The sequence below is a fragment of the Terriglobia bacterium genome (genome assembly GCA_020073085.1).
GTDB lineage: Bacteria > Acidobacteriota > Terriglobia > JAIQFV01 > JAIQFV01 > JAIQFV01.
This window is the reverse complement of sequence record JAIQFV010000014.1, coordinates 108,113-127,725: the sequence shown is the minus strand read 5'-3', so window position 1 is coordinate 127,725 and position 19,613 is coordinate 108,113. Positions and strand designations below refer to the sequence as shown.

Annotated in this window: 13 protein-coding genes; 1 reads left to right on the top strand and 12 read right to left on the bottom strand. The window is 55.4% G+C overall.

Annotated elements, in window-relative coordinates:
* Window positions 1–22 precede the first annotated feature (22 nt).
* Window positions 23–1,882, top strand: coding sequence for a tetratricopeptide repeat protein (locus LAO21_15530; GenBank protein ID MBZ5554127.1), 1,860 nt, complete (start codon window positions 23–25; stop codon window positions 1,880–1,882).
* A 494-nt stretch (window positions 1,883–2,376) separates the two neighbouring features.
* On the opposite strand, the gene LAO21_15525 is transcribed toward LAO21_15530, so the two are convergent.
* The 12 genes from LAO21_15525 to LAO21_15470 form a co-directional block, all read right to left on the bottom strand.
* The gene (locus LAO21_15525; protein ID MBZ5554126.1) at window positions 2,377–3,105 is read right to left on the bottom strand and encodes a glycosyltransferase family 2 protein; all 729 of its coding nucleotides are present in this window, start codon (window positions 3,103–3,105) and stop codon (window positions 2,377–2,379) included.
* An 85-nt stretch (window positions 3,106–3,190) separates the two neighbouring features.
* Window positions 3,191–4,234: an NAD-dependent epimerase/dehydratase family protein gene (locus tag LAO21_15520; protein MBZ5554125.1), complete on the bottom strand. Its 1,044-nt coding sequence runs from the start codon at window positions 4,232–4,234 to the stop codon at window positions 3,191–3,193.
* 274 nt (window positions 4,235–4,508) lie between these two features.
* Window positions 4,509–5,093, bottom strand: a complete 585-nt coding sequence (locus LAO21_15515; protein MBZ5554124.1) for an N-acetyltransferase — start codon at window positions 5,091–5,093, stop codon at window positions 4,509–4,511.
* On the bottom strand, window positions 5,093–6,115 hold the full coding sequence (locus tag LAO21_15510) for a Gfo/Idh/MocA family oxidoreductase (GenBank protein MBZ5554123.1): 1,023 nt from the start codon (window positions 6,113–6,115) through the stop codon (window positions 5,093–5,095). The genes LAO21_15515 and LAO21_15510 overlap by 1 nt, the downstream gene beginning before the upstream one ends.
* 479 nt (window positions 6,116–6,594) lie before the next feature.
* Window positions 6,595–9,159: an IPT/TIG domain-containing protein gene (locus LAO21_15505; GenBank protein MBZ5554122.1), complete on the bottom strand. Its 2,565-nt coding sequence runs from the start codon at window positions 9,157–9,159 to the stop codon at window positions 6,595–6,597.
* 422 nt (window positions 9,160–9,581) lie between these two features.
* Window positions 9,582–10,403, bottom strand: a complete 822-nt coding sequence (locus LAO21_15500; GenBank protein ID MBZ5554121.1) for a DUF1573 domain-containing protein — start codon at window positions 10,401–10,403, stop codon at window positions 9,582–9,584.
* 290 nt (window positions 10,404–10,693) lie between these two features.
* On the bottom strand, window positions 10,694–12,328 hold the full coding sequence (locus tag LAO21_15495; protein ID MBZ5554120.1) for a hypothetical protein: 1,635 nt from the start codon (window positions 12,326–12,328) through the stop codon (window positions 10,694–10,696).
* A gap of 643 nt (window positions 12,329–12,971) precedes the next feature.
* Entirely contained in the window at window positions 12,972–15,377 is a 2,406-nt protein-coding gene (gene gspD, locus LAO21_15490; GenBank protein ID MBZ5554119.1) for a type II secretion system secretin GspD, read from the bottom strand.
* Window positions 15,378–15,534: 157 nt separating this feature from the next.
* Window positions 15,535–16,239 (bottom strand): hypothetical protein, encoded by a 705-nt coding sequence (locus tag LAO21_15485; GenBank protein ID MBZ5554118.1) that lies wholly within the window; start codon window positions 16,237–16,239, stop codon window positions 15,535–15,537.
* Between the two features lie 267 nt (window positions 16,240–16,506).
* Window positions 16,507–17,109 (bottom strand): type 4a pilus biogenesis protein PilO, encoded by a 603-nt coding sequence (gene pilO / locus LAO21_15480; GenBank protein ID MBZ5554117.1) that lies wholly within the window; start codon window positions 17,107–17,109, stop codon window positions 16,507–16,509.
* A gap of 40 nt (window positions 17,110–17,149) precedes the next feature.
* Window positions 17,150–18,631, bottom strand: a complete 1,482-nt coding sequence (locus LAO21_15475) for a PilN domain-containing protein (protein MBZ5554116.1) — start codon at window positions 18,629–18,631, stop codon at window positions 17,150–17,152.
* Between the two features lie 3 nt (window positions 18,632–18,634).
* Window positions 18,635–19,582, bottom strand: coding sequence for a general secretion pathway protein GspK (locus LAO21_15470; protein ID MBZ5554115.1), 948 nt, complete (start codon window positions 19,580–19,582; stop codon window positions 18,635–18,637).
* Window positions 19,583–19,613 lie beyond the last annotated feature (31 nt).

Sequence of the window (19,613 nt, the reverse complement as noted above, 5' to 3'; positions counted from 1 at the left end):
CTGAATACTCTTATTTGATCCCATGAAACAAAAAGCCCGTTCCTCTGCGCCTCAGCCGACCAACAAACTCACCACTCGACCGACCCTGGTCCAAAGATTCTCCCGTCCAGAATGGCTCATCATCCTGGCAGCTACTGTCTGCGATCTGAACAGCTGGGGACACCAATTCCTGATGGACGACTTATCCTACATTGTGCTGAACAAAACCCTTCAGAACCCCAGCCAGGTTCTTCAAATCTTTACTTCCCCCTTCTCTCACGCCCAGGCGGGTTTGTATCGCCCCCTTACCGCATTGACCCTGGCCATCAATGTTTGGATCGGTGGTCTTCACCCTGATGGGTTTCACCTGGTTAACCGTCTCCTCCACATCCTGATCTGTTTGTGCTTTTTCTGGACTGCTCGCCTGCTGATTCCCAAGCCCTTATGGGCGGCCCCCTTTTCGACTCTCCTCTTCGCTGTCCACCCGGCTCAGGTGGAGGCGATTACCTACATCACCGGTCGCTCGGACGCCCTTGTTACTTTGTTCTTCATTGCAGCCTTATACTATTTCACCCGGCTGCGTCTCTCCGAACACTGGGCGATTAGGCCCTACGTCCTTTCGATGGTTTTTTACTCTCTTGCGCTACTCTCGAAAGAGTCCGCAATAACCTGGGTTGGAGTCGCACTCCTGGCAGAGTTCGTTTTTTTCTCACGCAGCGATCCAAGGGAATTTGTCAAACAGTTGCGCCGTCAATTCAAGACCGTCTATGCCGGGTACCTCTTGGCGAGTCTGACTTTCATTGGAATTGCATTCAGCGTTTTGAAGTCGGTCGGGGCAGCAACCATCCCTTATCAGGACAATCCTTTGGCGCACGCTGCAATTTCCGTCCGCCTTATGACCGCCTTGAAGGTCTTGTTTCAAAACCTCGGTCTCTTTTTCTGGCCGAGGTCCTTCTCCAGTGATTACTCTTTCGACCAGATCCCGCTCCTCACACGCTGGAACAGTGCCGCTGCGCTGACTGTTCTCGCCCTGGCCGTTGCCTTCACAGCTATCTTGATTTGGAGTTATAAACGGGCACCGAGCCTTTTCTTTGGCCTCGGTTTTTTCGGGATAACTTATTCACTGGTCAGCAACATTGTCATTCCTATTGGCACGATCCGAGCCGACCGCTTGATGTACCTCCCGGCAGTGGGATTGTGCCTCCCCATCGGGATGGCGTTGGCCAGAGTGCATGAAGCCGTTCATGGAAAGATCACCCGGGCAGTTTTCTGGGGTCTCTTTGGAGTACTTCTGGTCGTCCTGACCGCTCGGACTATTTTCCGGAACCGCGACTGGGCCGATGCTCTAACTCTGTCAATACACGACATTCAAGTTTCACCGAGGAGTGGAAAACTGCAGAACAACCTCGGAGCTCTTTACTTTCAAACCAACCAGTACTCCCTCGCCATGGAACACTATCGAATTGCGGAATCCATCATGCCCGACTCTCCTTCATTGCTCACTAATATTGGAATCAGCTTGAAACAGCAAGGTCAGATCGACGAGGCTGTCACTTACCTCCGGCGCGCCGTTTCCCTGGCCCCGCAAGACACACGCGCGCGCAATGTCCTCGGCGTCGCGTCACAAAAGCAGGGAGATCTCTCGGGTGCAATCGAGGCGTTCGACACGGTTCTCGAGCAGGACCCCGGGAATGCAGACGCCCACTTTGGCCGTGCCTATGTTCTCCACAAACAGGGGAAGACGGATGCCGCAATCCGAGAGTACCTTCGAACTCTCGAGATCGATCCTTCCAATCAAGGGGCAAGGAATAATCTGAATCTGCTTCTGCAGAACCCCCCTGAGCCCAACTCGCCTCAAAACCTACCCGCCAACCCGGGTCCTAGACAGCCGCCGAATCAGTAATCAATGGACATGAATCGCAAAAGGACATCTCCCATACGAGTGCTTGGCTTTCTCTTGTACCCAACCCGTGAGCATTGAATCTCAAATTCAACAGCACCCCGATTCATCGGGGTGACTACGAACCCGGAAAACCGAATGGAAACCGTTTCAACGGTTTAGGGAGGGCGCTCAAGCCAGCTTTGGAAAAGAGAGAAGTTCCTGGCCTCCTTAATGAGGCTCGCACCAACGAAAGGAAACCGATGAATCGGTTAAAGAGCAGGGAGGGGGGAATGGCGCCCACCCCGATAAATCGGGGTGCTTTTAGAATCCTACCGCAAAAGAGTCTTCTCCGTCACAGGCTTCGATTAAGAAGGGGATTGGGGGGCTCCTGGTTTCGTTGTGGAACGCAAGAAATGCGACAAGGGATTAAAAACTCATTTCCCACAGGCATTCCCGGACGAATCTTGAGTTTCTTAGTCTAGAGGCAAAGGAAAGGTAATCGAGGCTCGAAATTGTCACCGTTTCACGCCGAGAGCGAGATACAGCGCGGGCCGAAAAATCCGCCACCAGTCGACGATCGCGCGCATCTTGGTATAGGCCAGGCGGTCACCTTTCTGCGGATACTCGATCGTCACGGGCACTTCGATCACTTTATGCCGAAGACGCACCGCCTTGAAAAGCAGATAGGGTTCGAGCTCGTAGCGGTCAAGCCAGTCCTGCCAAAGATCAATCCGGCGGTCCTCGAACAAGGAGAGACGCATCGCCCGGAACCCGCTGGAGGCGTCCGTAATGCGATGGCCGAGGAGAAGCGAAAACAACCCCGTGTAGGCGCGCGTCCCAATCCGCCTCTTCAACGGCATTCGGACAAAGTCACCGCCCGCGGTATAGCGCGACCCCTGCACGAGTTCGGCCTCTCCCTTCAGCAAGGGGGCCAGCAGCCTCGGGATCTGCTGGGGCGGGGTCTTTCCACCTCCGGACACGATCACCACAATGTCATAGCCCTCTTTGAGGGCGAAATCAATTCCACTCCGGATGGCGGCGCCGACGCCACGGTTCTGATCATGACGGAGGACGGTGGCGCCTGCAGCCCTGGCTCGTTCGGCCGTATCATCGGATGACCCGTCATCCACCACGACAACGGCTTCCGCAACATCCCGCGGAATCGCGCTGACAACCCGCGTGATTCGTTCCCCCTCATTCCATGCCGGCGCAACGCAGAGCACGCGCATTGTTTGTTCTGTCATTGAGTTCCAAGTTCAAAGTTCCAAGTTCAAAGTTCCTGGCCCAAAGTCCAAATTCAAGACGCCAAGAGTAGCAATCAGATCTTCTTCATTTCTTTCCGACTTCTGACTTCCGACCTCTGGCTTTGGGATTCCGGCGTCTGGTTTCTGGCTTCCGGCTTCCGGCCTCCGGCCTCTTGTTCTCCTGCAGCCATTGATAGGTGCGCCGCAGCCCCTGTTCCAGAGTCACGGAGGGAATCCAGCGGAGATCACGGCGAATCTTTTCGATATTCAGCACACGGCGGCGGATATTGTCGATGTCGCGCCGGTCCACAAAATCCAGCGCGACGCGATTACCGGTCACCTCGATGATCAGGCGGGCCAGTTGGTTGATTGACGCTTCATGCCCCGTGGCCACGTTGTACACCTGGCCTTCGGCTTTCGGTGAAAGCACCGCCAACAAGGTTGCCTCCGTCACGTCCTCCACAAAAGTGAAGTCGCGTGTCTGCTGGCCATCCCCGTGGACATGCAGGGGCTCACCGGCCATCGCCGATTCGAAGAACTTCGCCACCACCCCGCAATAGGGATTGTCAGGGCGCTGGGCGATGCCGTAAACATTGGAATAGCGGACCACCGCGGCGGAAGTGCCATAACTCTCATAAAAGGCCTTGCAATAATTCTCGCCGGCAAACTTGGAGACGGAGTAGGGCGTCAGCATATTCGCGGAATCTTCCTCGTTGATCGGAAGGTATCGGGGGTTCCCATAAATGGATGCCGACGATGCATAAACCATGCGGCGGATGCCGGCCTCCCGTACCGCCATGAGCACGTTGAGGGTCCCGCCGATGTTCACCTCAAAATCCTCCCTCGGGTTGCGCATCGAAACGATGATGTTGCGGGCCGCTTCGTGGATCACCAGGTCGGAGGCTTTGACCACACGGCGAACGAGATCGAAATCGGTCACACTGCCGCGCACGACCTCAAGCTTGGGATGACCGATGGGAAGATTGTCCTCCTTCCCGGTATAAAAGTCGTCAAGAACAATCACCGACGCTCCGGTGCTCAACAACCTCCGGACGATGTTGCATCCGACAAACCCGGCGCCCCCTGTCACGAGGACGCGTTGATCTTTGAATCGGTCAAGGTCAGCCATGGTGCTCCTTTGGTAGGATTCAGGGATGTCCCACACGAACTGAAATCAGAAGTCGGAGGTCAGAGGTCGGATGTCGGAAGGAAGGTGCGGGTGTCGGGGCCAACATGAAGATTAGACTGTAGAATTCCGTCGGTCCCGGAGCAGATTACAAGGTGAGCGTTCTTATCTGACTTCTGATATCTGACTTCCGACTTCACCCAATATTGATTACATCCAACGACCAATTGCTTCTCACACCTGACACCCAGCACCTGACACCTTCCTACCGAACTTGTTACCCTTCTACGGGCCGCACGATTACACCTCGCATCACGTACCGTGTCTGACAGCTCGGACAGCCCGACTCCCCCTCCGTCGCGTCCGCCTTCAACGACAGCTTGATTCCGCATTGGCACATCCACCCTCGGATCCGGGCAGGATTCCCATAGACCAGGGCGTACTCCGGGATATCCTTTGACACGACGGCGCCGGCACCTACAAAGCAGTACCGGCCCAAGGTGACGCCGCAGAGAATGGTCGCATTGGCGCCAATCGAAGCACCCCGCTTGACCAGGGTAGTCTGATATTCACCTCGCCGCGACACATGACTGCGAGGGTTGATGACGTTGGTAAAGACCATGGAGGGGCCCAGGAAAGCGTCGTCTTCAATGACCACCCCGGTATAGAGAGACACATTATTCTGGATCTTTACGTTGTTTCCGATGGTGACATCCGAAGCCACATGCACGTTTTGTCCCAGGTTGCAGTTCTTCCCGATTCGGGCGCGGGGCATGACATGACAAAAGTGCCAGATCTTCGTGCCGCTGCCGATTTCGGCCCCTTCATCCACAAAAGAGGACGGATGAACGAAATAATCCATCAGCGTTGCACCCCCGCTTCAATCTCGTCGAGCCTCACGGGTTCACCCATTCGCTCCAGGGAGTGATGGCTTGCCTCAAGCACTTTCAACACCTTCAGGGCACTCACCCCGTCCGTTAATGGCCGGCTTCTGTCTCGAATACAATCCAGGAAATGTTCGCACTCAAGCCGGAGGGGCTCCGATTCCTCGAGAAACAGGGTCGTCTCCGCCGTCTGGCGCGGGACCGGCAAACCTAACTTCCACTCAATTCCCTTGTCATAGATTCTCAATTTGCCCTCGCGCACCGTGTCGTCAAACACCGCCATCTTACGTTCCCCGATGATCACGAGCTTCTGTTCCTTGTAAGGATGCAGCCAGCTGACAAAAATATGCGCCTTGATTCCGTCTTCAAAAAGAAGTGTGGTCACCGTGACATCGGCAATACCCGACTGAAGGTAACTGCCTCCATGCGCGCTCACTGCCGCGGGCTCTCGACCGACCAGGCTCAGAATAACGGAAATATCGTGGGGAGCAAAGCTCCACAGGATGTTCTCTTCTTGTCTTACCTTCCCGAGATTCAACCGATTGGAGTAGAGATACCAGATCCGGCCCAATTCACCCCGGTGGACGATTGCTTTTAGTAGTTTCACCGCCGGATGATACTCAAGGATGTGACCCACCATCAGCATAGCGCCCTTCGACTCTGCCAGGGCAACCAATTCCTGTCCTTCCGAGTAGTGGAGGGAGAGCGGCTTTTCGACAAAAACATCCTTCCCTTTCAAGAGGGCTTCGCGTGCGTGTGAATAATGAGCCACCGCGGGGGTGGCGATCACCACGCCGCGAATGTGCTCATCCTCCAGGACCTCCTCGAACCGGGGAGTGATCTTTACATCGGGATAGAGCTTCGACTGCGCCTCCAAAGCGACGTCATTTGTATCAGAGATCCAGCGGAGCATGCGAAGCTGCGCAAAGTTTCTCGCAAGATTCTTGCCCCAGTAACCACAACCGACAACCGCAATGTTCGCATTTGGCATGGATGGCATCGTTTTCCTTGGGTCCAAAGCCGTCTCTATTCGAAGATCAAGTTCCCACTCACTGTTGAATCAGAAGCCCGGCTTTCGATAATTCTCTTGAGGACTCACGAAATATCATGACTCCGCATTATGCGTGGCAAGGCCGCGAACATCGGGGCCAAATAAAACAATACATCATCTCAATACAAACCAATGTGGTCAAGCACGAGAGTTTCCTGCACGCCATAGTGAGGGACCGGCCATATCCTATCCCTCGCATGCTCGGCGTGAATCTTAATCACTTCCAGCGCCTGACCATTTGAGAGCTAGGGCCCAAGCCGAGAATCTCCAATCCCACCGCCCTGATATCCGTCCGCGTTCCAGCGGTCACAAAAAAAGGCGCTCCCGTTCTTATCAATGCAACGAGAGCGCCCTCAAAAACTCAATACGCTTCATCATTAGGGCACAGACGAATCCCCATGGAACGCCGCATGCCCTCCAACGCACCGCTACGGCAAGGCAATGAACGCCAGGGTGCCGGAGCCCTGGTTCGTCACGAGAGCCAGGTTGGCATTGGGACTAATCGCAACGCCGGTGGGGTTATTCCCTCCGGTCGAAAGTGTTGCCGTGACGGCCTTGCTTGTCAGATCAATCACCGAGATCGAGCCATCAAGGTTGTTGGTCACGACGGCCCGATTACGCGTCGTATCCACCGCCGCGTAATTCGGGCTGGATCCAACGGTGACCGTCCCCACCACTGTCAGCGTGTTCAGGTTAACAATGGACACCGTGTTATCGCCGCTGTTTGCGACCACGGCCAGGCCCGTGCCGGGATTCACGGCGATTCCTTGCGGGCTGCGTCCCACGGCAATCGTGGTCTTTTGGGTCTGTGTGAGCAAATCGAAGATGACGAGCTTCCCTTCGGAAAAATCCGAAATCAAGGCCCAGTCCACAGTGGGAGAGGGGTTGTATATCGCCACGTCATACGGTGTGCTCACGAGAAATGAAACAGTTTGCCCTGTGGCAAAGTTTAACACGCCCACATGCAGCGAATTGTCCGTAATTACGGCATTGCCATTGGCCGAATCGACCGCCAGATTGAACGGGCGTCCTCCCAGGCTGCTCACATCGATCAGGGCCTGGAAGGTTCGCGCGTCAAGGTTGAGAACACTCAGGTTCCTCGTTGGAGTCAATCCGGGGAAATTGGCAACAAAAGCCTGCCGGCCAAAAATAGCGATTCCCAGGGGATTCTCGGCAGCAACGGAGATCGTGGTGAGTACAGACGCGCTCGCGATATCCACAAAGGTGACGGCGTTGGTTGCACCTGAGGAAATCGATCCAGGGTTACTATCGGTCACGAGGGCCTGATTAAGAACCGGGTCGATGGCCACCTTGGCGGGAGCGGCTCCGACGGGTATGGTGCGAAGGGCGAGAGGGAGCAAAACGGTGAAGTTCACAGCATTGCTGGTCAATCCACTCGTGGTCACCGTCAACGGCCCTGTGGTTGCCCCCCCCGGTACAGCGACTGCAATCTGTGTCCCGGTGGCGGAGAGGAGTGAGGCTGCTTGGACGCCATTGAACCGGACGATGTTGTTAGACGTATTGATCGGATCAAAGTTGGTTCCGGCAATGGTCACACGTTCTCCCACGTGGGCAGAAGTCGGATCGACACTGGTGATGGTCGGCGGCTGGGTCGCAATCTGATTCGACACCTGGAAGGACATCGGATTTGATAGGTTGTCGTTGAACAGACTGTTTCTCGGGTTTACAAAGGTCACAAAGAAGCTTCCAACCTGTCCCAATAGATCCGACGTCAAGGTCATAATGGCTTTCGTGGAACTGACCACCTGCAAGGCAGGGTTCGTGAAGGTGGTTGCCGACGCTCCGAACCGAACTGCGGCGCCCTCCTGAACTGTTCCGAAGTTCGCCCCATTGATGGTCACATTCGTTGTGTCGGAGCCGGCCAACACAGCCGGCGGGTCGAGCGAATTTATGACCGGCACTGCAAACCCTGCGGTGGCGGTGAAATTGACACTGTTGCTCGATCCCCCGTTCGCGGTGACCACGACGGGCACCGTTTGGGCGGGAAGGCCCGGGGGAACGGTGACTACCAGCGTGGTGGCCGTTCCGCTCACGACCAGCGCATTGACGCCGTTGAAGGTCACATGGTTGCTGGCAATATTGTTGGTATCAAAACTCGCTCCGGTGATGGTGACCGTGGTGTCTGTACTGCCCGAAGTAGGAGAGATGCTGAGGATGGTGGGAACCAGCGCCGTTCCAGCGAATAGCGGGACGGTGGTCAGCTGGCCCCGATCCTGCCTCAAAAACGTTCCGATGATGTTCCCACTTGCCGAGACGGCCAGGGTGCCCACCGTGCCTCCCACGTTCGCAAACGGTGGAAACTGTTCCAGGAACTGCGCAATGTGTTGAAGGGGAGCAAGAGAAAAGGTAAATGGGCTGAGTGTGACCAGCCCATCGGGCCCCGTGACCTGGAGGGTGACCTGCACCGTCGCGGTTGAAGATGGATTCGCCAATGCGATGCCTGTATTCACGGTGGAGGACTTCTCCAGGAAACCTGTTAGAGAGGAGATGGCAGGCGAGTTCCCTACCCCCGTCTGAGACAGAAGATTCCCCACGCTGTCCAGTTGTTGAAATACGACATTGCCATTCAATTTAGAGGACGTGGAAGTCACCTGGACCCAGCCTGCCTGTACCGACTGGGAGCCCGTCGTGACAACGGCTTTCACACCCCGCGCGGGAATTGAAACACTGAATACCCCAGGTGAAGTGGGCGTCAAGGCATTACCGGTCTGAGAGTCTTTGAGACCCAGATTGAAAGGCGCTCCGTTGTCCTGAAATATACTGAGGGTTCCCGTCACCCCCTGGTCTGACGCATTGAACAATTGGAGAATTGTCTGGAACGGTGAGCCCGAGCCGCCGTGGACGATGTCCGCAAAATAGACGGTATTCTGAGTCTGAGCCGGTGTGAGGACCGCCCAAGCCAAGCATGCGAAAGCGATGCACGTCACCCTTGTCCAGCGATGAGACTTTGAATGCAAATTTCTTAGGTGCATTGGAAACCCATACCCTTTCAATTCATTGAGATCTGTTTTCACGAAAACTGCAGTAACACTTGGGGACTGACACTTTCCGCGCATTGACTTCGAAACTCCTTATAAAGTTAGTGTCTGTCCCATTACGATTGAATCGCTTCTTGTCCTTTTCTAGTAGGTTAGTGCCCGGAATTCCCGAGGGCAAGACACTGTGGAACAAGGAGTTCGAGCTGAGAGAACGTGCTTTACGGATTATTGCGAGGAATTACTTGACGTTTATTGAAGAACAAAGAAATCCAGGGACTGACACCTTACTCACATTGGCCTCGGAACCGCTTAAATTTAGGTGTCTGTCCCTTTCTTTGTCCCTTTCTTTCATTAGTTTCGAATTCGAAATTGCTCTAAAGTCGGGGGCTGTCCCTTCTTATCCCTCATCGCGTATCTTACGGTTTCGGCGCCTTCGACTCTGTGACGGTGCCCACAAAACGGAGACTAAAAGACTGGCCATTACTGAAGTAAAGCTCGACGGCTTGGTCCACCTTCTGAGGGGTCAAGGCATTCTGCCACCGCGCTTCGATCTTTCCTTTTGTCCCCGGCGCAAAGAAGGAGGCGTCGGAATGGGCCACCACTCCAGCGCACTGTGAAGGGGTAACGAGCTGTCCCTGGCAGGGCGAAGCCAAGCGGACCAGTCTCAGGGTCCGCTTCCCCCGGTTCTCAAATGAAAAAACATGTTGAAGCGAGGCGCTGGCCGTCACGGCCCCGAAATCGTAAGTTGTGGAATCAAAGACGATGTCGTTTGGAGGCGGCGGCTGGGAAGGGGTCGGACCGGACCGGAAAAGGGAGGGACCCTCTCCCTCCTGGCCCGCAGGCTGTTTGTTCTGTGCGAATTGAAGGTACCAATCCCCCTTTTCATAAACCCATTGATTTTCGAGCGTCCAAACGAGAGGTGTCGCCGACGTCGGAAAAGTCCGCGTGATGTGTGTCCTTACCACGGCGGACTTGGAATCCGAGCCAAACTGCACGGACTCAATCTTAAACTCCTTGATCTCGTATCGTCGAACATTGGCGAAAGCCTGGCGATCTCCCTCCCGGACCAGAAGATTCACTTTTTCGGTCTCACCCCGGGACCAAGCCGTCCAAAACTCGGTCACCCGGGCGCGGAGTTGCGTTTCCAGGGGATTGTCCCCGGCGCGAATTACGGGGGCCAGGAAAAAAACGAGAAAGAAGCTCAACACGCCTATAAGGAGCAACAGATTTTTTTTCATTGTGGAAAAGTGTTATCCCATAAATTCAACCGCAAAGCGCGCAAAGGTCGAGATAGGGGAAGACACCTTACTCCCGCCGACTTCGAGTTTCCTTTCGTATCGGCCCCCGTCCTTTATCATCATCGCACAAGGTCAACTGACCCGTCCAGCGATCCCTGCCTGAAGAACTCTGCGCCCTCTGCGAACTCGGCGGTGAAACTCTTCTGTTACCGGAGTTCCACCGTCTCAAAAAAATAGGGGTAGCCCGTAGGCTACCCCTCGAATTGTATTGCTGAGATGTACCTTAAGAACTAGCGGTGGGCCCTCTTCTGACCCAAGGATTCGCCAGCACCTTCCTGCCTGTTGAAGTTCTGAGGATCGGCAGAGCGGGGTCCGGCCACGTTGACATCCGGGAGAATCAAGCAGTCGTAACCATGTGAGAAGGTCGAGAACTGCTGATCCGCGATAATGGCTTCCGCGTGAGCGAATTGGAAGTCGCACTGGATGATGCTATAGCCCTGGAATCCAGCGCCCACACCCGCGGTGAACTTGGCATCAAACACCGCGCTGGTGCCGCTTGTAACCAACGGAGTCGTGAAGACCGGCTTCGTTGTGCTGTTGATGTTGGCGCTAGTGCCGCCCGAACCAAACAGGAACATACGGCACACACCCGTCTGCGGAGTGGCACCAAAATCTCCGAAGATGTCCGTGCTGGTGTTGGCGATGGCAAGACCCGTGTCATAGCCGCCACCGGGCACTGCACCGGTTGCTGTCGAAATGAACTTACAGAGTAAATTCGTAACGCAATTCGCCAGCGATCCGATCGGATCCGGAGGAGTATTCTGGAGATTCTTTACGAAGCTCAGAATGTTGGCTGAAGTCACGGTGGTGTTGAAGGTGCCGGACTTATTCGGACCCAGAGTCACCTGTCCTGTAATCGTCGAGAGCACGGGAGGAGCAGGAATATCAGACGTCGGGCAGAACTCGAAGAATAGTCTTATCTGTTCTGAGATGTTGATATCGTCATTCGTAACCGCGAAGGTGAAGGTAGTGCTCGCGGGGGTTGTCGCTGAGGTGTTTTCGAAAGTAGTCGCCCCCACAGCCGTTAGCGACAAATTGCCCACGATATCGGAAGAACCATTGAAGAGCACTTCGACTCCGGGAGGAACCCCGGCAATCGTGACGATCAACTGCGTCCCATTGGTGGCCAGTTTCGGCGGTCCATTGGTGGCTCCGACTCCGCTCGGCGTGTGCTGGATGTCGTTCTCATCGGTGACCGTAGTCAAGGCCGAGGGGAACTTCTCCGTGATGTCGATGGAATCGGTTTGGCAGAAGCCCGGCTCGCAAGCCAAAATAGGATCTGCCGGGGAGACGTCAACCCTGATTTCATCCAATACGAAGGCCACCGGGAACGTCGTCACGTTGTCGATCTGGAAGGCGTTCGGTGGGATCGCAATGATGGTGCCATTGACGGAGGTGGCAGGCGGCAAGCTCGCACCCGCAATGTTCGCACGAATTCCCATGATGCGGATGATGTCGCCTGTTGCAGCCGTGCCGGACACCTGCACGGTAATGCTATTGGTGAGTACCGTGTTCAAGGATACGGTTCCAATAACGATCGTAGTGGTCGCGGGTTCACTCTCCACGTGAGCTGCGCGGGCGTTGACCGCCTGGGCACTCGCGTTGGTGAAAAGGTTGGAGGAGTTGGCGTTCACAAGACCCGCCACCGGGGCATAAATGACTGAAAATGTGGAATTGGTTGGAAATGTTCCAGCCACGTCGCATGTCAGCGTCAGGTCACCGAGAACTTCCGTCTGACCGTGCTGACGAACCACTGTCTGCGTGCCGCTAAGGACGAAGTGCGGTACCTGTTGGGCAAACAGGGTTGCGCCCGTCAGCAGGAACGTGAGGGCAAGCGCAACTAGAGTTAATTTTCTTAAGGACATCTCGTTTCTCCTTTTGTTTAATATGGGCAATTGATCCGCCCTCCTATCCAAACTGTAAGATCGGCAGACGGATTAGATTTTACTCGAAGGGATTGATTGTTTCGCCCCAAGGTTTCGGGGGTATTGCCGGGACCGTAAAAAAGTTGAATTGCGCCGCTGATTCAGGAAATCGCCCCAAAGGCTTCCCAGGAGCGTTTAAGGGGTGCTGCTTGGCGCAATCAGCGTGGTATCACGCGCCAATTTCCGACGCCTCACCTCCTCTTGAACCAGAATCTGAACTGTCGTGCGAAAGATACCATCGATTCATCGCTACCCTGAGTCACAACTTCAAGAATTTTGTCAAAAATACCCGCTATAAAGTTGGACTCATGAACAACAGTGAGGTGAAGCCTCGAAATTCCCGCCGAATGTAACATCCTTCGTTTTCAGTTGTCAAGCGCTTTTCAGTGATTTGACAGCCTTTATCCGGCGGAACGACTGGTAAACCTACATTACACAATCAATGATTGAGACGGAAAGAATCTCATTTTTTGAGATTTTATTCAGGTGAGGGCGGAGTAAATCTCTATTCACCGCAAAAAACGCAGGAGGCGCTGAGGAAGGCTTTAGGGGCGCTCTGGCGGGTCGGGGCGCCCCTGCTCTATCATGGCTGAGTGGGGGGTGGCACGGGCGGCTTCACCTTATCCCAGGCAGCGTGATGCGCTCGATTCTTGCTTTGAATCTCGCTGGTCAAATTCTTCATTTCTTCTTTAAAAGAATCTGTGACGACCTTGGCCCGGTCCAGGGTCGTTACGACATGCGGTGTGATGAAAATGATCAATTCGCTGCGCTTATTCGTCCAATTCGTGCTTCCAAAAGCGCCCCCCACGATCGGGATATCGCCCAGGAGGGGAATCCGGGTGCGGGTGAGCTCTTTATCCTCAGTGATAATCCCCGCAATGGCCATGGTTTCTCCGTCTTTGATGACGAAAGTGGTGGAGGCCGAACTGCGGTTGATGGAGGGGGATATGTTGGTGACTCCGGCCGGCGGGGGCACCGGAGAACTCACCTCCTGGGTGACTCTCAGACCGACCAGGCCGCTGGCGTTGACATGGGGGGTCACCGACAGGATGACACCGGTGTCCACATTTTGCACGGTGTTAAAGACCACGTTGGTCGACCCCGGTGAAAAGCCCGACGAACTGAGGGTGGGGATGGACACACCGACCTGGATTCGGGCCTCCATATTATCGCTGACCAGGATGGAGGGCGCCGAGAGCGTCTTGGCACGCGTCCGATTCTCGCTCGCTGTGACCTTGGCGAAAAGCTCCCGGGCACTTGCATTCATGATCACCATGGAGCCGCTGAGGATCCCTCCCGTAAAGTCGGCGAGCGGTTTAGTGCCGCCCGGGGCAGTGCCCCGCTGTTGCAGGGAATATTCAATTCCCAATGAAAAATCGTGCGACAGGTCGACGCGAAAAATTTGTGCTTCGATCAACACCTGGAGCGGGAGAATGTCGATCTGGTGGAGTGTTTGTTCAATCAAGTCATAGTCTTGTGGGGTCGCTTGAATGATCAACATGTTGTTGGTATCGTCGGAAACAATCTTGATATTGCCTTGAAAACCATAGACTTCCCTTTCCTTCTGCTGAACCCTTTCCGGCGAATTCCCCTGCGCCAGGATGGTACTGGTGGACATTCCCGCTGTGAGAGAAGGCGTTGCAACGGCCGCAGGTTCCGGCCGACCTACCCCGGGCGCTTCCTTGGTAATGACCGAACCGTACAACTCGCTCAACATACCCCGGATCACGCCTGCCTTGGCATATTGCAAATGATAAACGTAGTTCCTTATCCCTGCGATCTGAGCGGGCTGGTCGAGCTTATCAATCCACTGTTCCACCACATCGAAGGTGGCCGGGTTGGGCGCCACCACCAGAACGGCATTGAGGCGGTCGAGTGGGACGAACCGGATGGCGGAGTCCTTGTCGCTCATCGCGTAAGCTGAAAAAATACTCTTCAAATCCTCGATGATTGACCGTGCCGAGTTGTTCTTCACAGTAAACATCTGGAGCCGCTGGTTCTGAAGGGCATCCGAGTCGAAGGTCCGAATTAAATCCAGCAGTCTCGACATGTTGCGGCTGGCGTCCGTGAGAATAAGGATGTTCCCGCGATCGTGGCTGACGATTGACCCGGCGTCCGAGAGAAATTCCTTGAGGAGCTTGCTCATGTCCGCGGCGGTAACAAACTGCATAGGGACGATCTCTGTCACCATTTCATCCCCTGCTGACAGCGGCTTGTCGCCCGGGTGCTCCATTCGAATCGGAATCTGATGTACCGACTTAAGGGGCACAATCTGCCATAAGTTGCCGGTTTGGATGGCCGTAGAGCCGTTAATGCGGAGCAATGTCTGGAGGATCTGCATCAAGTCCGCACTGGAGATATCGCCCATGGTTGTAATCGTCACGGATCCTTTTACACCCGGGTCAAGGACGTAGTTGAGATGGAGCAGGTTGGCGATCACCTGGACGACCTGAATCAGATCCGCGTTGTTGAAAACCAGCGAAGCACCCGTAATGGGGGGCGAGGAGGGGGTACGGGGTGCCGTTTGTGTTGGGGTCGTAGCAGGGGCCTGGGTGGAACCGGGTGTCAATGGGGGCGATACCGACTCAGGCCTCTTTTCTCCCGGAACAGGCTGTTGAGTCCCTCCGGTCTCTGGTTTCGGCTTTGACTGCGGCGATTGAGGAGCAGCAACCGCATCCCCAACGGGGGCCTTGGGAGATTGGTCCGCCAAAGGCTGCGCAGGTGAACCGGGCGGGGTCGGCGCCGCGGGTTCAGGTTTCACCCCAGGGGGTGTCTGCTCCGGCTCACCGGTGTCCTCCACCCAAACATCCCCAAAGAGGGTGTGGACCTTCTTCATCTTTTTCTTGGGGGGCTCTTCCTTCCCCGCTTTCTTTTCTTGAGCCGCTCCCTGGGCCGGAGGTTTCTGTTCCTGTTGAGATTGTGCCATTGCCGGGGAGAAGGCCAACCAAATAAAGCCCACCCAGAGTGCCATCCTGATCAAAGATTTCATGTGCACCATGTGACTCCTATGATTTCTGCATGATTCCTTCCCACAATTCGCACCGTGCCCTAAAGACCCACCGCCCCATTCAAGACCTTAAAGGTTCAAAATTGACGTTTGAACCCAAGACTTTGAACTTTAAACCTTGAACTTTGAACTTGCTCTTTCATTTCGTGTCCTCAGAGCACACCATCCCAAACAGGGTCTTCACCCAACGTCCCTTGCATGGACCTTGGCCAGCCGGGGGTTGTGCCTGGCCTGCATTGGCCGGGCCGGACGCTCCGTTGGAGGCAGCCCCCCCTTCTGAACCACTGACGGAAACAACTTTTCCTCCAGCCCCTGCGCCAACGACCGGTGTGACCGGGGCCGGAATGTTCTTGGGCTGCTCTTCCGTCGTCGTTTCCACTGTTTCAGTTCCCCACTGCATCTCCACCTTGTTGGCGAGAATCCTGGTCAGGGTATATTCCCCGATCTTGTCTCCCACCTTAAGCGATCGGAAATCCCGGGTCCCGGGCGACGACATCATGGCCAGTTTCGCGTCCTTCAAATTGATGACGCCGAACAAAACGGGTTTGGGAGGGCGCGTCTTGACCGTGTCTTCACGGGCGATTTGATCGTTGCGATCCGGGCTGAAAAGATTCCGGCTGGCAATGACCATGTAGTTCTTCCGGAGGGCGTCGGCTGATTTCTGTTTCTCTACGGCCTGCTTCATTGCCACGCTGGGCGCCACAATCCTGGAAACCTGGTAAGCCGCGGCATTGGCCAACCACTGCCGGCGGAGACTTACCCCTATCCACACGCACAGTGCGATCAGAAGCAGGTTGAGCAGAATGATGTATTTCATCGCCAGGATCTTTTTTAGGATTGTCATTGTTCTGCGCCTTGTTGGTAGGTAATAGGTGGTAGGTAATAGGTGATAGGGAATAGGTTACAGGTTATAGGGCCCACGCGTTTGGTCTCGAGTTATGAGCGAGGTCCAACGATATTCCAAAGGAGAACCACTCGCTTAGGTCTTGACCTCCAGCTTCTTTTCCCTACCTCCATTTGCATACCCTCTCTTGCCTATCACCTACCACCTCTCACCTATTACCTATTACCTACCACCTACCACCTATTACCTACCACCTATCCCCCATCCTCACTCGTGCCGAATCACCCCGGACACCACAATGGTGGCCGCAATCTGTTTCGACTTCTTCCACCCTTCACTCATGCTGCTATAACTCCACAGCCGCAAGTCGTCGTTCAGCACAAACATGGGCATCTCTTTAGCCGCCGTCAGGAACGCCGTCACCTCGTTGACGGTCCCCACGGCATCGAGCCGAACCGAAATCTTTTCATAATCCTTGCTCAGCTCCTTCTTCGGGAGGAAATCGCTGCGGTTAATCTGGAGCTGGGACTGTTTGGCAAGGTCATTGACGAGTCCCTGCAGTTGGGCCTGAGCGGCTGCCGTGGTGCGGGCGGTCAGGAGATGACTCTCCAACTCCGCAATTCTTTTTCGGGTGGTATCGAGGGATTGTTCCCGCGACTGCCGTTGGGCGATGACTTCTTTGTACCCCTGCAGGAGCCGGGTCTTCTGGGCAATCTGCTCGGGGTACTGTTTGACCTTGTCGTAGGTTGGAAAGGCAAAAAAATACAGCGCGGCAAAAAGAACCGCTGCAAGCAGTCCCGCGCCCAGGACTCTTCTTTCGCGTGATGAAAGGCGCGCCACAAAACCTAATTTTGGAAGTGAGAGTTTCATAATTCATCTCTGATTCAGCGTGACTCTGGATAGCGAGCCGCTAGTACTCAAACTTGGCCCGGATGCGAAACATCTCCTTGCCTTGCTGGTTCTTGGTAATTCCTGAAGCCAGGGCGACATCCTTGAACAGGGGGGACTGCTCGAGCAGAGGCACGAGGGCCGTGGCGTTTTCCGCCAGGCCATTGATTTCCACCCCATCTCCCCGGAGGTTGAAGTCATTGATCCAGGCCGAGTCCGGCAGAATCTCGGAGAGTTCTCGAAGCGCCTCAAGGTTGAGTGCATCGCGTCCCTGGATCGTCTCGAGAATCGCCGCCTTCTTCTGAACTTCGCTGGTCTCGGTCTCAAGGCGCTCCACTTGTCTGACCTGGGGTTGGAGCCTCGTGATCTCCGAACTCATTTGATCGAGGAACCGCGACTGCTGAAGGTAGGGCCCCGAGACACTTGCCCCCCCCATCAGAATGGCCAATCCGCAGAGCGCATAGGTTGGCGCCCATACCCAACGGGGTTGGGCGATGTCCTCGCCCCGGCCCATCAGATCGGTGGCCAGGCCTCCCTTGCTCATCGCAAGGAATGAAGCGCCGATGGCGGGAGCCAGGGCATGAAACTCCTTGAGGTTGGCACGGGAGCGCAGACAAGCCGGAACACGCAACGGTCGCAAGGGGAGGACGGCAGGGTCCGACCGAAATCCCTTCAGGACGGACTCCGGATCCACACCTGTCACATACACGTTTTGAACGTCCTTATCCTCGATACGGAGCTCTGCCCGCAATCGTCCCAACTCGAGCAACATGTGCTCCGCGCGCGCAGGGGGTTCACTGGAGAGAAATTCAAAGCGTTTGGCACGGCGGATCTTTCCGAAAAAGACAGCGATCAGTTCAAAATCGTCCTCGCCCACGCGCAGGAGAAAGTTCTTCTCGCGCGGGGCGCCGGGATCCAGTTGCAGAAGCCTCGCCAGCCCAAACGACCCGCAAAGCACAGCCCGGGGATGTATCCCCTGCCCGGCCCAAAACTCTCGTTGATGCTCCACTTCGGCGCGGGGCGCCATGGCCAGCAGCACCTCCAGTTTTTCCTGGCCAACCGGCGCGCCCTGCATCCTGGCTCTGCCGGAGGGAGGGCGACTGAACAGCGCCAGACGTTTCATGAGGGCGGATGTTCCGGAGGGCGAGGCGTCATCCACCAACTGGTGCACATAAGCCAGGCCCGCGCGATCGATGGGCTCATAGTTCTCTACCTGGTATTCGATGATATGGGTGAGGTTGTCGAGAACCGCCTTGGGGAATTGCAGCGTTCGAAGCGCCACCCTGGCACGCGGCATCTCGACCACCGTCTGATTTTTGTCGATGCCGGCGCGCCGATAGAATTCATCGATCTGCGGCCGAAGCGCGAGAGGATCCCGCTGCGGGTCATTTTCGAGAGTCATCCATGAGGAGAGCTCGTAGCCTCGCAAGCCCTTTTTGACGGCAACAAAGTGCAGGTGCGCCCCGTCGACAGAGATGGAAACGATCTTCTTGGTTGCTAACACGGCCTAGATCTCCTCGTCTTTCCAATACACAATTCGGTAGCCCAGAGGATCATTCGTTCCAAACTTCACGATAGCCCGGATAGTTCGTTCATAATCGGAGCCTGCAGCGCGCCCGGTGGCGACCAGGGCAAATGCGGTGGATTCCTGCAGGGTGACCAGATTGCGGGCCTCGTCGTTGAACTGGATCGGTACGCGCTGCTGGCAATCCTCCACCGACTCAAAAAAGCGTTGAGCCCTGGCGTTGACGATGGCATTTGCCTCGGCAGCATTTACGCCCGGCAATGCCTGCAGGACTTCAAGGGGTGCATCATTCAGGTTGATCCCCGGGGAACCCGAATAAAGGGTCGCCAGACTCAGCAGCCCCCGGCGGTGTTCCACCGTTCCATCGGAGGCCCGCCTCCAAAACCCGTAAATGAATTCCGGCTTCATCCCTCTCAACCCGGAAAGCTCCTCGACGGAGTTGAACGGGCCGCCCTGGAAGTTTCCGCTGGGATCGGGTTTCGGCTTCCGCCATTCCTCCCATTGAGTGACCAGGTCATTGGCAAGCGTGTCGTCGACCCCAAACTGGCGCATCATGAGATTACGAAATATCGCCGCAGAACCGGCATTGAGGTCCCATTTACCGGATTCATTCTCAATCCAGCATTGAGCGGAGCCCGTCTCCAGGGTGATTGAAAGCGGCTGGGAGGACGCCCGTTCCTGCGTAAAAGCCAGTCCGGCTTCCCGCGGAGTATCCGGTTGAGATATTTTCATCATTTCAAAAATCGATTCGTTCATGGCCCCCTTCGCCAAAAAATATCCGGACACTCCGTCCTTCGTGTTGCGAATGGAACGCATGCCCAACTGCACATTGGTGGCAAAGCCAAACGCGAGCACGCTCAACGCCACGACCACCCAGAGGACAATCAGGAGGATGACACCGCGTTCAGATTTTTTTAAATGACGGTTCATTCTTAAACCCGGATTATTCACCGCAGAGACG